General features: G+C 29.3%; 14 protein-coding genes. 5 read left to right on the top strand and 9 right to left on the bottom strand.

Annotation, left to right across the window (positions count from 1 at the left end; translation table 11 throughout):
• Positions 1-11: 11 nt before the first annotated feature.
• Together H6553_01235 and recR are read right to left on the bottom strand one after the other, a co-directional pair.
• Complete coding sequence (locus tag H6553_01235) at positions 12-1,883, bottom strand: glycosyltransferase (GenBank protein MCB9032441.1); 1,872 nt, start codon at positions 1,881-1,883, stop codon at positions 12-14.
• Between the two features lie 8 nt (positions 1,884-1,891).
• The gene (recR, locus tag H6553_01230; GenBank protein MCB9032440.1) at positions 1,892-2,512 is read right to left on the bottom strand and encodes a recombination protein RecR; all 621 of its coding nucleotides are present in this window, start codon (positions 2,510-2,512) and stop codon (positions 1,892-1,894) included.
• Positions 2,513-2,589: 77 nt separating this feature from the next.
• On the opposite strand from recR, the gene H6553_01225 reads away from it, so the two are divergent.
• Together H6553_01225 and H6553_01220 are read left to right on the top strand one after the other, a co-directional pair.
• On the top strand, positions 2,590-4,080 hold the full coding sequence (locus H6553_01225) for a sodium:solute symporter (protein ID MCB9032439.1): 1,491 nt from the start codon (positions 2,590-2,592) through the stop codon (positions 4,078-4,080).
• 74 nt (positions 4,081-4,154) lie between these two features.
• Positions 4,155-4,874, top strand: a complete 720-nt coding sequence (locus H6553_01220; GenBank protein ID MCB9032438.1) for a TIGR00730 family Rossman fold protein — start codon at positions 4,155-4,157, stop codon at positions 4,872-4,874.
• Here the strand turns inward: H6553_01220 and H6553_01215 are convergent.
• A complete protein-coding gene (locus H6553_01215) occupies positions 4,867-6,291 on the bottom strand; it encodes a hypothetical protein (GenBank protein MCB9032437.1) in 1,425 nt (474 codons plus the stop codon). The genes H6553_01220 and H6553_01215 overlap by 8 nt on opposite strands.
• 103 nt (positions 6,292-6,394) lie before the next feature.
• Between H6553_01215 and H6553_01210 the strand changes: the two genes are divergently transcribed.
• Together H6553_01210 and H6553_01205 are read left to right on the top strand one after the other, a co-directional pair.
• The gene (locus H6553_01210) at positions 6,395-7,216 is read left to right on the top strand and encodes a hypothetical protein (GenBank protein MCB9032436.1); all 822 of its coding nucleotides are present in this window, start codon (positions 6,395-6,397) and stop codon (positions 7,214-7,216) included.
• An 18-nt stretch (positions 7,217-7,234) separates the two neighbouring features.
• Positions 7,235-7,969, top strand: a complete 735-nt coding sequence (locus tag H6553_01205) for a hypothetical protein (GenBank protein MCB9032435.1) — start codon at positions 7,235-7,237, stop codon at positions 7,967-7,969.
• A 131-nt stretch (positions 7,970-8,100) separates the two neighbouring features.
• On the opposite strand, the gene H6553_01200 is transcribed toward H6553_01205, so the two are convergent.
• From H6553_01200 to asnS, 6 genes are all read right to left on the bottom strand, one after another.
• Positions 8,101-8,277 (bottom strand): hypothetical protein, encoded by a 177-nt coding sequence (locus H6553_01200; protein ID MCB9032434.1) that lies wholly within the window; start codon positions 8,275-8,277, stop codon positions 8,101-8,103.
• Between the two features lie 15 nt (positions 8,278-8,292).
• Complete coding sequence (locus H6553_01195; protein MCB9032433.1) at positions 8,293-8,568, bottom strand: hypothetical protein; 276 nt, start codon at positions 8,566-8,568, stop codon at positions 8,293-8,295.
• Between the two features lie 3 nt (positions 8,569-8,571).
• Positions 8,572-9,498: an energy transducer TonB gene (locus H6553_01190; GenBank protein ID MCB9032432.1), complete on the bottom strand. Its 927-nt coding sequence runs from the start codon at positions 9,496-9,498 to the stop codon at positions 8,572-8,574.
• Between the two features lie 117 nt (positions 9,499-9,615).
• On the bottom strand, positions 9,616-10,431 hold the full coding sequence (locus tag H6553_01185; protein ID MCB9032431.1) for an energy transducer TonB: 816 nt from the start codon (positions 10,429-10,431) through the stop codon (positions 9,616-9,618).
• A 23-nt stretch (positions 10,432-10,454) separates the two neighbouring features.
• A complete protein-coding gene (gene rpoN / locus H6553_01180; GenBank protein MCB9032430.1) occupies positions 10,455-11,930 on the bottom strand; it encodes an RNA polymerase factor sigma-54 in 1,476 nt (491 codons plus the stop codon).
• Between the two features lie 27 nt (positions 11,931-11,957).
• Positions 11,958-13,382, bottom strand: a complete 1,425-nt coding sequence (gene asnS / locus H6553_01175; GenBank protein ID MCB9032429.1) for an asparagine--tRNA ligase — start codon at positions 13,380-13,382, stop codon at positions 11,958-11,960.
• 527 nt (positions 13,383-13,909) lie between these two features.
• On the opposite strand from asnS, the gene H6553_01170 reads away from it, so the two are divergent.
• Positions 13,910-14,857, top strand: coding sequence for an isopenicillin N synthase family oxygenase (locus tag H6553_01170; protein MCB9032428.1), 948 nt, complete (start codon positions 13,910-13,912; stop codon positions 14,855-14,857).
• The last annotated feature ends 1 nt before the right edge of the window (position 14,858 follow it).

The raw sequence follows: 14,858 nt of genomic DNA, 5'->3' as shown, positions 1-14,858 counted from the left end.
TTGTAGAAAGATTAAAACTTTTTCATCAACAACTGAATATCTAAAAATGGTGTATAGTTTTTAATATACTCATTATAATCAAAAGAAGATATAGAAAAAATATTTTTATTTATTGTATTATTGTTGATATTATCGAAACCAATCCAAGTATAGTGTTTAAATAAAACCAAATAAATTCCTTTAAACCAATTAGCACTGTTCTTAGAAATTAAAAATAAAGGAAATAAAATTATTACTACAAAACACATTAATATATCTAATAAGCGTTTTAGTCGTTTGTAAATAGGTTTGTTTAAATTATACGAAATATCGATAGTATAAATATCTCCACTTTTATTTTTATCATCACTGCCAATAATAGCGTGTTCCATTGCAATTTTAAAATGCACATTATTACTACACAACTGCATGGTTTGTATAATTTCTTGCGAAGTCAAACTCTTAGCACTTAAAATAATTTCGTCAATATGATAAGCATTTACAATTTCATTCACATCAATAGTTTTTCCTAAATAATGTGTTTTGGTATCGCTATGAAAAATATTGCCAATGTATTGTTTCTTATCTTTGTGAATAAAATTTAATATATTTTCTGCTTCTATGTTATTAGCTACTGTAGCAAATTTTATATTGTTTGAAAAATAATTTTTCTTACGATGAAATAGCAATTGCATACTATAATCCAATAAAATAAAAACAGCAAATAGCAAAATAGTACTAACTATAATTACACCTCTTGATGTTCTGAACGACAATGGCAAAAAGGCGTAAACCAATGAAATGACTATAAAACCAATAATTAATCCAACCACTAAGTTTTTAAATTTAGCATTGACATCATATCTGCCAAACAACCAAAAAGTAAACAACCAAATTATAGTATATAATGGTATATTAAAAAACTGAAATGATGTAGGAAACCGAATATGCGCTTTTACTAAAACAAAATTTTCCCAAAAAGATTGCATTAAAAATAAAATGCCAACAATTACCAACGCATCTTTTATTACTGGAAATACTTTTTTTATTGTATTTTGTATTAACACTAATGAAGCTTTTAAATATATAGCAACACTTAATAAAAAAATAAGTACCTTTCCGTTTACTGTTTTTCCAAAGTGTTTCTTTGTAAAAATAAGCATGGCATTGTAAAAGGTTTTTACATAATTAAAAGTAGATTTTTTAGTACTCTCGCCTTTAAAATGAATAATAGAAGTATCTGCTACATAGTAATTATTAAAATTAGCTTGCTTTAATCGATAAGATAAATCGATGTCTTCACCATACATAAAAAATGCTTCATCTAATAAACCTATCTTATTTAAACATATTTTTTTAATTAACATAAATGCTCCAGATAAAACATCTACTTCATGTGTTTTGTCTTTCGATAAATAAGTCAAATGATATTGTCCAAAAATAATTGAGTTACTAAACAACTTATCTAAACCACTCATCCTAGAAATTGCAGCAATTGGTGTAGGAAAACCTCTTTTAGATTCTGGTAGAAAGTTGCCATTTCCGTCTAACATTTTTACACCAACAGCACCAGCATCTTCTTGTTTGTCCATAAAATCTACAACTATCTGTAATGTATTTTCTTGTATAATTGTATCTGGATTGAGCAACAAAACATATTCGCTATTGCACTGTTTTATTGCTTGATTATTGGCTTTGGCAAATCCAACATTTTGTTTGTTGGCAATTAGTTTTACTTGTGGAAACTGTTGTTCCAACATCAACAACGAATCATCTTTAGAATTGTTGTCAACTATCCAAACATCAAAATTAAAATTTACATCTGACTGAAAAACAGACCTTAAACATTGTTCTAAAAAATATCGAACATTGTAATTAACAATAATGATGCTTAGTTTATTCAAAAATATGATTAATATTTATTTAAATATTGTTCGTAAGGTAATCTGGCTTGTAAACTTCTTGCTAAAGTAACTTCATCTGTAAACTCTAATTCACCACCAAAAGAAATACCTCTAGCAATCGTAGTAATTTTTATATCATACATCGATAGTTTTTTTGACAAATAAAAAATAGTAGTATCACCATCAATTGTTGGATTGACTGCCATAATTATTTCTTCTGCTTCGTCTTGCTGTATGCGTTCTTCTAACGAGTTGATATTTAAATCATCAGGACCAATACCATCAATTGGAGAAATCAAACCATTTAATATATGATAAACACCATTGTATTGTTGTGTTTGCTCTATTGCTAAAATATCTCTAAAGTTTTCTACTACACAAATTAGTTTTTTATTTCGATACGGATTGTTGCAAATGCTACAAATATCTTCATCAGAAACATTACTACACACACTACAAAACTTTATGTTGTTACGCATATTTTGTAAAGCAAAGGTAAATTGTTCTGTGTTTTTGCTTTCATTTTGTAGTAAATGCAATACCAAACGCAATGCAGTTTTTTTACCAATTCCTGGCATTTTTGCAAAAGCATTCACGGCATCTTCAATTAATTTAGAAGGATATTGCATGGTGTAAAAATAAGAGAAAATTTTGTCTTTTTTATTCTCGTAAAATTTTATCAACTTAGCTAAAAATACTATAATATATGTTATCTGCTGTGCTGTTACAAAGTTTGTCTTTAAATCCTAAATTAATACTTACTATTGTATTGGTTTATTTTTTATTTTTAATTGCTATATCTTTTATTACATCTAAAGATGCAGACAACAACACCTTTTTTGTAGGCAATAGGCAGTCCAAATGGTATTTAGTTGCTTTTGGTATGATAGGTGCGTCATTGTCTGGCGTAACCTTTATTTCAGTTCCAGGTTGGGTAAAGACGCAACAATTTGCCTATATGCAAATGGTATTTGGTTATTTTTTTGGATATGTATTCATTGCAATGGTACTTATGCCAACCTATTATCGTTTGCAATTAACATCAATCTATACTTATTTAGAAGAACGCTTTGGCAAAACGGCACATAAAACTGGAGCTGCTTTCTTTTTAATTTCAAGAACATTTGGTGCTTCTTTTAGATTATTGTTAGTAGCAGTTGTACTACAACAATTTGTAATGAATAGCTTAGGCATTAGTTTTTATGTTACGGTAATCATTACGCTTGTACTAATTTGGTTATATACTTTTAAAGGTGGTATTAAAACTATTGTTATTACAGACACTATACAAACTACCGTAATGTTGGTAGCAGTTGCGTTAACGATATACTATATTGCTAAAGCAATGAATTTAAGTTTTGGTGATACTATTGCTACGATTAAAAACAGCGATTACAGTCAGATTTTTTTCTTTAATGATTTTGTTACTTCTAAAACACATTTTATCAAACAATTTTTTGGTGGTTTTTTGATTGCAGTAGCAATGACTGGTTTAGATCAAGATATGATGCAAAAGAATTTGAGTTGTAAAAACATTAAAGATGCACAAAAAAACATGTTGAGTTTTAGTGTAGTCATTATATTTGTTAATCTATTATTTTTATGTTTAGGTGCTTTGTTGTACTTATTTGCAATGTCAAAAAACATAGCACTTCCAGAAAAATCAGATTTATTATATCCAACAATTGCATTGCAACATTTACCATTTATAATAGGTTTATTATTTGTAGTAGGTTTAATTGCAGCAGCGTATTCTAGTGCCGATTCTGCATTAACTTCGCTCACAACTTCTTTTTGTATTGATTTTTTAGGTTTTGGAAGAGACACGAATAAACTTCAACAAGAAAAAAATACTAGAAGAATTGTTCATGTTGTTTTTTCTATTATTATATTTATTATTATTATATTGTTTGAACCTTATAGTAAAACAGCAATTATAGGTACTATATTCACCGTAGCAGGTTATACTTATGGTCCACTATTAGGATTGTATCTTTTTGGTATGTTTACTAAAATTGAGATAAAAGACAAAGGTGTTATTGTAGTCGCTATTATTGCACCATTACTCACTTATTTGCTAAGTACAAAAGCAGCTACTTGGTTTAATGGTTATGTTTTTGGATTTGAATTGCTAGGCATCAATGCAATTATTACGATGTTAGGATTACTGCTACTGAAAAAACAAAATATCAATTAATTTACTATCTTTGCAAGTCGGTTTTTTGTATAAATAATAGCAAAAAACTGTTTTTATAATAAAAATTGATTTTTATGAGCTTAGACGATTTTAGAAAAAAACAACCTTATAAACAAAGAAGTTGGACACAAGTAAATGCTTCTAACAGTTGGAGCATGTTTAGAATAATGAGCGAGTTTGTAGATGCTTATGATAAGATGGACAAAATTGGTCCTTGTATTTCTATATTTGGTTCTGCCAGAACAAAACCAGACCATCAATATTATCAATTGGCAGAAAAGATGGCCGAACGATTGGTTGAAGAAGGTTACGGTGTTATTACTGGTGGTGGTCCCGGAATTATGGAAGCAGGAAACAAAGGAGCACAAACTGGTGGTGGAAAATCGGTTGGTTTAAATATTAACTTGCCATTTGAACAAGGTTCTAATCCGTTTGTAGACCACGATAAAAACATTTTGCATCATTACTTTTTTGTAAGAAAGGTAGTCTTTGTAAAATATGCTCAAGGTTTTGTGTACTTGCCTGGTGGTTTTGGCACACTTGATGAGTTGTTTGAAGTAATGACTTTAGTACAAACTAAAAAAATTGCTTTAGTACCAATTGTATTAATGGGAAAGCAATATTGGACTGGTTTATTAGAATGGATAAAACAAGAAGTATTGGAAAACAACAAGAATATTAATGCAGATGATTTAGATTTATTTCTAGTAACCGATGATATTGAAGAAGCAGTAGCATACATTAATAAATTCTACGAAGATCAAGAGCATCAGTTAACACCAAACTTTATGTAGTTGTTGCTTTTTGTTTTTTTAATGATTGGTTGATTAATTGTAAAGCATTATCAAACCAAGCTTTATCTGCTGTAGATTCGTCAAAACTAAAACTTTTATATTTATTAGGTTGCTTCTGAATTTTTTGTAACTGTGTTAAACTTTTAGCTACACTGTTAAAATAAGTAGCATGATAACCAATATTATTCTTTCTTTTAATATATACTTTAAAAGACTTTAAATAAACAACAAACGATTGATACTCTGCTTGCTCAAAAAATATTTTAAGTACAATAAATTTGGCATTTAAATTCCAAAGTACATCTTTAAACTCGTTGGTTAATAAAATTTGTAATGCCTTATCATATTCTGCTTTGGCAAAATAGAGCTTTGCTTGATTAAAGTCGTAGGTGTTTTGTCTATAATCTTCATCAATATTTTTAAAATAAGATACAATAAATTGTTCTATCACAGCATATGATTTTACTTTAATACCAAGCGTAACAATATTGGTAAAAACAAATCGGTTAATTTCATTTTTTTCGAGCAAAATACCATCTTTCACACCATCTATATATAACTGAAATGCTTTTTTTGCGTATACTTCATCGTTTTGATTGGTACGCTTAACACAATAATTCAATAAGTTGGCATATACTTCTATATATTCTTCTTTTGAAAACAGTTGCTGATGTTTTTTTAAGTCTTGCTCTAAACTCAAAAAAGCTTCTTCTTCTTCAGTGGTAATTAAAAGGTAATCATTATAGTAAATTTTTACCATCGGATTTTTTATATATTTAGAATTAGGTAAAAAATCAATAATATTATTAATGAAAAAATCTTCTATTTCAAACTCATTTAATTTCTGAATAGACTTTACTAGACAGCCATATTTTAACGCTTCAATAATAGCAAACACACTAGAGTTGTGTACAATTTGTTCTATATTAAATTGATTACTTCTTATATTTCTTTGAGCAATATCAAACAAACTCGCATTTGTTTTAAACAAATCTAAATAATATGCTGCATTTTTTGTTGTACTCTGCTCTATCAAATGTATATTGTTATTTAAAGTTTCTTCTGCATACTTATACAACTCTTTTTTAGAATAAAAGTTAGACAACAACTGATTTTTCAAAATTTCATTATTAGTACTTTGGTCATAAATAATAAAACTTTCTATAATGACACCAGTCTGCCAAATTAAATGTCTCATCTTTAAATCATTGTAAGACGCATTCCCAAAAATAAACTGATGTGCCTTTTCTTTAGTTACAGTTTGTTCATTTAAAGTTGTTCTTGTATCAATAAAATTAAAGAAAGCCAATATTTCTTCATTTTTATTGACAAAATCAGATTTTATATACTTCTTCAATCGCCTCAATTCTCCTTTATTTAAAGAAATATAAGTCTGTATAAGTTTATTTTTGTACATAATATAAAATCTAAACTACTAATTTTTATTGACAAAGCATTTTATTTGTAGGAAAATATTTTAAAAACTTTACACAAATTTGTAAGGAGTTAAAATAAAAGGAATGCGTTTTATTAAAATAGGTTGTAGTATATTATTCTTGTTAACATTATCTTTTGCTTGTAGAAGGGTAGATGATGTTGCAAGTTCTAGATTAATCAAACAATCAAACCAAATAGTTGTAGACAATGTAAACGGACGACTAGCAGATGGCGTTATACAGTCGGTTAATTTCTTTTATAATGATAATAAAACTTTAAATAGTGCTACGGTTTATGATGATACTACCGTAAATGCAATACTACTAAAATCAATTGCATTTGAATATCAATTGGACCGAATAGTTGCAAATACTTATGAAGTAAATGTAGGTTCGAGTATAGCTTATTTTTACTACAATGAAAAAAATCAAGTTACAAATGTATTAGACACTGCTGGAAATGGTTTGTGGATTACTTATGAAAATGATTTAATTACTAGAATTTATGATTCTTCTTCAACAGGAATTAGAGATTTTATAAATTTTGATTATGACGCAAACAATAACTTATTACAATTTGAGCTTAGACTAGACAATGGCCCAATAATAGGAAGAGTACTACTCACTTATAGTAATAATTCAATTCCAGCAGAATTAGATACTAGATTCTTTACAAGTGGCGTTCGTTATATTTACATAGGAGGTTTAGATGTTATAAGCAAAGTAGGTTTAAATTTTGGAAAAACCAATACTAATACGCTTGTTAAAAGAGAAGAGTACAATATAATTAGTAATGAGCTTATAGAAACTTACAACTTTGGCTATACCTACGATAACGACAACCGAATTATAAAACGAAATATGCGTTGGAGTAGAGATACCTTATTCTATCAATTTAAATATTAATTTAAAAATTTTTACTATATGAAAAAATTACTAAACATTTTAATAGCACTTACTACAGTAGTATTAGTAAGTAGCTGTATTCCTACTGCACCAGTTGGCGGTAATACTTCGCCCAATATTGTATACAAACAATATAACCATGCATTAGATTATTATAATTATACTGGTGGCGACCCAAGCATGAGTAATAGCTGGGAAAAAACAAGATATTATGATATAGACAATGATGGACAAAACGACTTTATTATAGCCACACATTTACAAACACCGTATTATCCAACTTGGGGAATTTCTTCTAATGCAAGTTTTACTATTACTAGAACAGAAGTTTATTATTCTGGAAAGTCTTTAATAGGAATTACAGCACCTCAGTCCTTCCAAATCAATCAATCAATAGATGAAAATACGGAATGGAGTAATTATTATAGAACAGCGGAACAGGCAGCCACAAGTTCTAATGGAGAAATAAATTATCCAAGTTCTTTTCAAATTGCAGGGTTCTCATATAATACTATGACACCACAAGGTGGAGCAATAATAAATTTACCAACTCAAGCACAAGACCAAACTTATTATTTAGGAATTAAAATTGTAAAAGATAATAATAGTTATTATGGTTGGCTAAGACTAAAACACGAATATCCTGTTTTTGAAAACAATGATATTCTAGGAAAAATTGGTGCAAGAATTACAGTTTTAGAATCTGCATTTAATACCAATGCTAATGAGCCAATTTTAGCAGGGAAAAAATAAAATAATATTATACAGTTAGTTAATAGTTAGTAGAAGTATAGCATACTCATCCTTTTTAAACTCAACCTGAAAGTCGCCTGTATAGTAGCAGGCGACTTTCTTTTTTAAGCAAAATCTATTTGCTTTAGTTCTTACAGCAACTTGGCTAAGTAAGACAATTGTCCTGTATGAACGCCTTCATGTCTAATGGTGTGCATTAGCATCATTAGCTTAGAATTGTCATCTCCAAATTTTAATGGAATTAGTGCTTCTTGTAATAATACTTCTTCTGAAATATTTTGTAATTGTTTTATTGTTTCTTGATGCAATTCTTGGTTGTATTGCTATATGATTTCGATGCTTGGTAAATCTTTTATCAATTCATGATTATTGCCAATCTTTACTAATTCTAACCAATCTGGTGCTTTGGTATCAAATCCAAATCCTTGATGAATTAAGAAATATTCTGCCCAAGTAAGATGTGCAAATATCCAAGCAGCACTATTTAATTGCTTATTATTTATAGTAATTTGTTCGTATACTTTTGATTTATCTATTCTATTATAATATAATAAAGACAAATTTTTTGTTATAGTAAATGTTTTTAAAAGTGCATTCATTTTTTAGTAGGTTTTAATTTTTGATATACTTTCAATAATCTCTTCATCAATATCTATTACATGTTTTTTGAGTAGTTTTGTTTTTATTTCTTCTAATGTGAGTTTTTCTTTTACAAAATTATCTATTATATCTTTTAAATATTTTAGCCCTACAACCTTGCTATCTTTTGTGTAAACTACTGTATTAAATGTACTTGTTTTTACTTCTGATGAACTTGCATTGCTTATTCCATACTTTGCAGGAATCCACTTAGCTCTCATTGCTTGTAATTCTAATTGCGTCTTTAAATACTCATCATCAATATTTGTCTGTAAAACATCTACAAAGTCAGTATTCCCTTGGCTAGAAATATAATATCTCATTTCCGCATAATAATTAATCTTATTAGATTTAGGATAAACAAATAAATACTCCCCTAATTCATTTAAAGATGAATCTATTAAGACTGCATTTTGGGTTTGTTTATCTGATGATAATGTAAATGTAATTGGTAGTGTATAATATACTTTTACTGGTTTTCCTCTTTGAATACCTGGTGACCATTTGGGCATATTATTTATAACTCTCAATGCTTCTTCAGCACAACCACTACCTTTCGTCCCATCTTTAACCACTTTAGCATCTCGTACAGAACCATCTGTATCTATATAAAACTTGAGATACACTTTGCCTTGAATATTATAGTTTACTGCTTTTTCTGGATATACTAGATATTTTTCTAAATATTGCATTAAAGCATTTTCACCACCAGGAAATGACGGCTGTATTTCTGCTCTTAAATAAATTTCGGATGAGTTACTAGTGTCTATCTGTACTTCTATTGGATAATTATTTTGCTTTCCTTCAATATATGGTGGTGGAGGTGGAAACATTTGTGCTTGCAGTTGAGTAAATGCTAGAAAGAGTAGTATTAATATTAAATTTTTCATTAGCTATAAATATAAGGACAAAATAAGTATAATAAATTTATTGAAGAAACTAATTTAAGCAATAGGAAATTTATTTTATAAAAAAATGTCGGGAATTTCTTCCCGACAGCACGAAAATTATGGCTCCAAATTTTTTATAGTTTCTATTGTTTTAATATCTAAATTGATATTATCATTGTTTTTTAATATTTCTTGTAATTTTTTTACAGATGATATATTATCTTCATAAATATACTCTTGTATCTTTGAATAGCAATCTATTACTTTAATATTCTTCCCATCTAATGTTACAATCCTATTGGAAATTTCAAAATAAATTTCTGTTTCAGATGCTATATTTTCTCCATTTTCTTTAGCAGGAATCCATTGAAGTTTCATCGCTTCTTCAATAATTTGTTTAGTAGTTTTTTCATCAAACATTTCTGCACCTGCTATTGATGCTTCTATCGTTTTCCCTTCTTCGGAAACTGAAAAATACATATCAAACTCTGAATACAGTTTATCAAGTTTATTAAAATAAGTTATGTTCTGAAATATAGAATCTTCATCATCAATTAGAGTTGGTTCTGGATTGTTAAGTTGAAAAATAATAAGCAATGTATAGTATGACTTTATAGGTACTCCATCTTTCATTGCTGGAATCCAATTAGGCATATTTTCTACAACTCTTTCCGCTTCTAATGAACATCCTCCACCAACTGCATCTTTAACTACCTTGGGATTAATTATATTACCTTCTTCATCAATCATAAATCTTACATAAACTTTACCTTCAAGTTCATTTTCTTTTGCTAGCATTGGATATTCTAAATGCTGATCTAAATATTTCATTAATGCCTTAGAACCTTTAGGAAATGCTGCGTCTGTAATAGTTTGTGCATCTACAGTTAATACAGAAATTAAAGATATGAGTATAATTAAATTTATTTTCATAATTTTTTTTACATAAAAGGTTTTTACAACTCTTTTCTTAATCGTGCTACTGGAATGTTGAGTTGTTCTCTGTATTTGGCAACGGTTCTTCTAGCAATATTATATCCTTTGTCTTTTAATCCTTTGGTTAAGTCTTCGTCGCTTAGTGGTTTGGTTTTGTCTTCGCCGTCTATAATATCTTGCAATATCTTTTTTACTTCTCTGGTAGATACTTCTTCGCCACTATCGGTTTGTAATGATTCTGAAAAGAAATATTTTAATTTATAAATACCAAATTCTGTTTGTACATATTTGCTATTGGCAACTCTCGATACTGTAGAAATATCTAAACCAGTCATTTCTGCAATGTCTTTTAAAATCATTGGTTTTAAATCCATTTCATCGCCAGTTAAAAAGAACTGTCTTTGATAGTCGACTAATGCTTGCATGGTAACAAAAAGTGTGTGTTGTCTTTGTTTAATCGCATCAATAAACCACTTAGCGGCATCTATTTTTTGTTTGATGAAAACCAAAGCTTGTTTCTGTTCTTTGTCTTTCATGTTGCCTTGACTGTAACTTTGCATCATTTCTTTAAAAGAATCGCTGATGCGTAAGTCTGGTGCATTTTTTCCGTTGAGATAAATTTCTAATTCGCCATTATTGTTTTCTATAGTAAAATCTGGTACTATGGTTTGATTTTGAATAGCCATACTACTGTTAGCACTTGTACCTCCAGGTTTTGGATTTAGATGTAGGATTTCGTCTAGAACTACTTTAAGTTCTTCTTCGGTTAGGTCGTATGCTTTTAATAATTTGTCGTAGTGTTTTTTGCTAAATGCATCAAAATGGTTGGTAATGATTTCGGTTGCTAGTAACACTTCTTTGCTTTGTTTTTTTCTATCTAACTGAATGAGCAAACACTCTTGAAGCGTTCTAGCACCAACTCCAGCTGGATCAAATCGTTGAATAATTTTTAAAACTTCTTCTATTTCTTCTTCTGTAGTAGTAACATTTCTCTGAAAAGCTAAATCGTCTACTACTGCATCTAAATCTCTTCTTAAATAACCATCTTCATCTACACTTCCTACCAAATGATCTGCTATTTGAAATTGATGTTCATCTAGCTCTGCCAACATTAATTGGTCGACTAAGTTATCGTGAAACGATTTATTAACTGCGTATGGTACTTGTTTTTGGTCGTCGTCATCACTACTACTTCCTCCAGAAGTACCTCCACTATAATCGTAGTCATCATTATCGTAGTCGGATAAATCTAAATTATCTTCAAAATCGTCATTGCTATAATCTTCTTCGTTGTCTGTAATTTCTTGTGGTTCTGCTATATCTTCTTTATCAAAATCGTAGTCGCTTGGATCTTCTTCTAATGCTGGATTTGCTTCCAACTCTTCTTTAATTCTTTGTTCGAGCATAGCTGTTGGCACTTGCAACAATTTCATTAGCTGAATTTGTTGTGGCGACAACTTTTGTAGCATTTTTTGCGATAATCTTTGTTTTAGCATCTTGAAAATCTATGTCAATAAAATTAATTAAAATTCTGCACTCTTTGGTGTTCTTGGAAAAGGAATTACATCTCTAATATTGCTCATGCCTGTTACAAATAAAACCAATCGTTCAAAACCTAAACCAAAACCAGCATGTGGACAAGCACCAAACTGTCTGGTTTCTAAATACCACCAAATACTTTCTTCTGTAATACCTACTTCTAAAGCTCTGTCTTTTAGTTTTTGATAATCGTCTTCTCTTTGCGAACCACCAATTATTTCGCCAATTCCTGGAAACAACACATCCATTGCTTTTACTGTTTTTCCATCTTCATCTTGCTTCATGTAAAATGCTTTGATGTCTTTTGGATAGTGTGTCAAAATAACTGGTTTCTTGAATTCTTTTTCTACTAAAAATCGTTCGTGTTCACTTTGTAAATCCGTTCCCCAATCTACTGGAAATTTAAATTTATTTTTTGCTTTCTTCAAAATGTCGATTGCTTCTGTATAAGTTAATCGAACAAAATCATTATTGACAACAAATTGCAGTTTTTCTATCAAAGGCATTGGACTTCTCTCTTGCATTGGTTTCTGTTGATCTTCAGTTGCTTGTCTATCATTTAAAAACTGTAAATCATCTAAACAATTATCTAAAACATATTGAATAAGATATTTCAAAAAATCTTCTGCTAAGTTCATGTCGTCATTCAAATCATAAAAAGCCACTTCTGGTTCAATCATCCAAAACTCAGCTAAATGTCTGCTAGTATTAGAATTTTCTGCTCTAAAAGTTGGTCCGAAAGTATAAATCTTAGACAAAGCCATAGCACCTAATTCACCTTCCAACTGTCCACTTACAGTTAAATTAGTTTCTTTGCCAAAAAAATCTTCTTTATAGTTGATTTTGCCTTCGTCTGTTTTTGGCACATTGTCTAAATCTAAAGTGGTTACTTTAAACATTTCACCAGCTCCTTCTGCATCAGAACCAGTAATAATTGGTGTGTGTAAATAGAAAAATCCATTATTATTAAAATACTGATGTATTGCAAATGCCAAATGATGACGAATTCTAAAAATAGCACCAAAAGTTTGTGTTCTTGGACGCAAGTGTGCAATTTCTCTTAAAAACTCGAATGAGTGTTTTTTAGGTTGCAATGGATATTTTTCTGGATCTGCTTCTCCATAAATCTCAATATTTTCTGCTAATAACTCTACACTTTGATTGCCTCCACTAGCAACTAATTTTCCTTGTACAGCAATACAAGCACCAGTGTTTATTTTAGCTAATAATGCTTCATTAAATTGATCTGTTTCTGCTACTACTTGTAAATTTTGAATACAAGAACCATCATTCAAATTAATAAAAGCTACGGTTTTAGATTGTCTTTTAGTTCTTACCCAAGCTTTTATTAAGTATTGCTCGTCAATTTTTCCTTCTGCAAATAATTGTTTTATATTAATATGTGTCATAACTTAGCTATTGAACGACAAAAATACATTTTTATACTTGAATATAAGCTTAAGTATATCGTTTTGATTGTTTAACCCAAATTACGCATTAGAAATTTATTCCGAAAAAATTCTACTTTATATTTACTTCAGTACTCATCTTTTTATACTCAATGTAGCTAAAACTACATTTCCGTGAAAAAAATTCCGTGCTTTGTAAATATTTTGTATAATTTTCTCTCATGACAAAGTCTAATGCGTAATTTGGGTTTAATCTAATATTATAATTCAGAGGATTAAGTTTTGTCTTGATACAAAAGTTACAAAAAATCAAGACTACAATATCTACCTGTCGGTAGACAGGAATTCTTGACGCTCGAACTGCTTAAAAAATCTTAAAACTCGTTTCACTCAAACAACAAGATTTTCTTAACGCTTTTTTATTTGTTCTCACTAAATTTATTGAAGGTCATATAGTATTTAGGAAAAAACATTGAAACTTAATTGTTTTGAATTTAATATTTTTATCTTTACCATAAAAATAAAGTATGAGTTATATTCCAGTAGTTGATTTAGAAGATTATTTATCTGGTGATGCTGAAAGAAAGCAAAAATTTATTCAGCAGTTTGGAAAAGCATATCAAGAAATAGGATTTGCTGCTGTAGAAAATCATGGTATTCCGCAAGCGTTAATTGATAATTTTTACAGTGTAGTGGAACAGTTTTTTGCTTTGCCTACTGAAACAAAATTGAGTTATGAAAAAGTAGAATTAGCAGGACAAAGAGGTTATACTTCGTTTGGTAGAGAGAAAGCAAAACAAAGTGAAGTTGCTGATTTAAAAGAGTTTTGGCAAATAGGTCAATATGTAGAAGGTGAAGTAATGCCTGAAGCAGACTATCCTGATAATATTGTGGTAGATGAATTACCTGATTTTGAAAAATATGGAAAAGACTTATATAAAAGTTTTGAAAATACTGGCAGACACTTACTACGATCAATTGCTAACTTTTTAGAGTTAGATGAAAATTATTTTGATGCTAAAATTCATAATGGCAATAGTATTTTAAGAGCCATATTTTATCCGCCAATAACACAAGAACCAAAATCTGCAATAAGAGCAGAAGAACATGAAGATATTAACTTAATTACTTTGTTGGTTGGTGCAAGTGCTGATGGTTTACAAGTACAAGATTTAGAAGGCAATTGGCATGCTGCGAAAGCAGAACCACATCAAATTATGGTAAATGTTGGTGATATGCTACAACGATTAACTAATAATCAGTTGCGTTCTACCACACATAGAGTTGTTAATCCGCCGAGAGAAAAATGGAGTACTGCAAGATATTCTATTCCTTTCTTTTTACATCCAAGAAGTGAAATGCGTTTAGATTGTTTAGAAAGTTGTGTTACTACAGAAAATCCAATTCACTACGAACCTATTTCTGCTGGCGAATATTTAGATGAACGATTAAGAGAAATTGGTTTAAAAAAATAAA

This window comes from Chitinophagales bacterium (assembly GCA_020636535.1).
In the GTDB taxonomy this organism is placed as follows: domain Bacteria; phylum Bacteroidota; class Bacteroidia; order Chitinophagales; family JADIYW01; genus JADJSS01.
The sequence above is the reverse complement of the archived record's forward strand: the minus strand, read 5'-3'. Positions and strand labels throughout refer to the sequence as shown.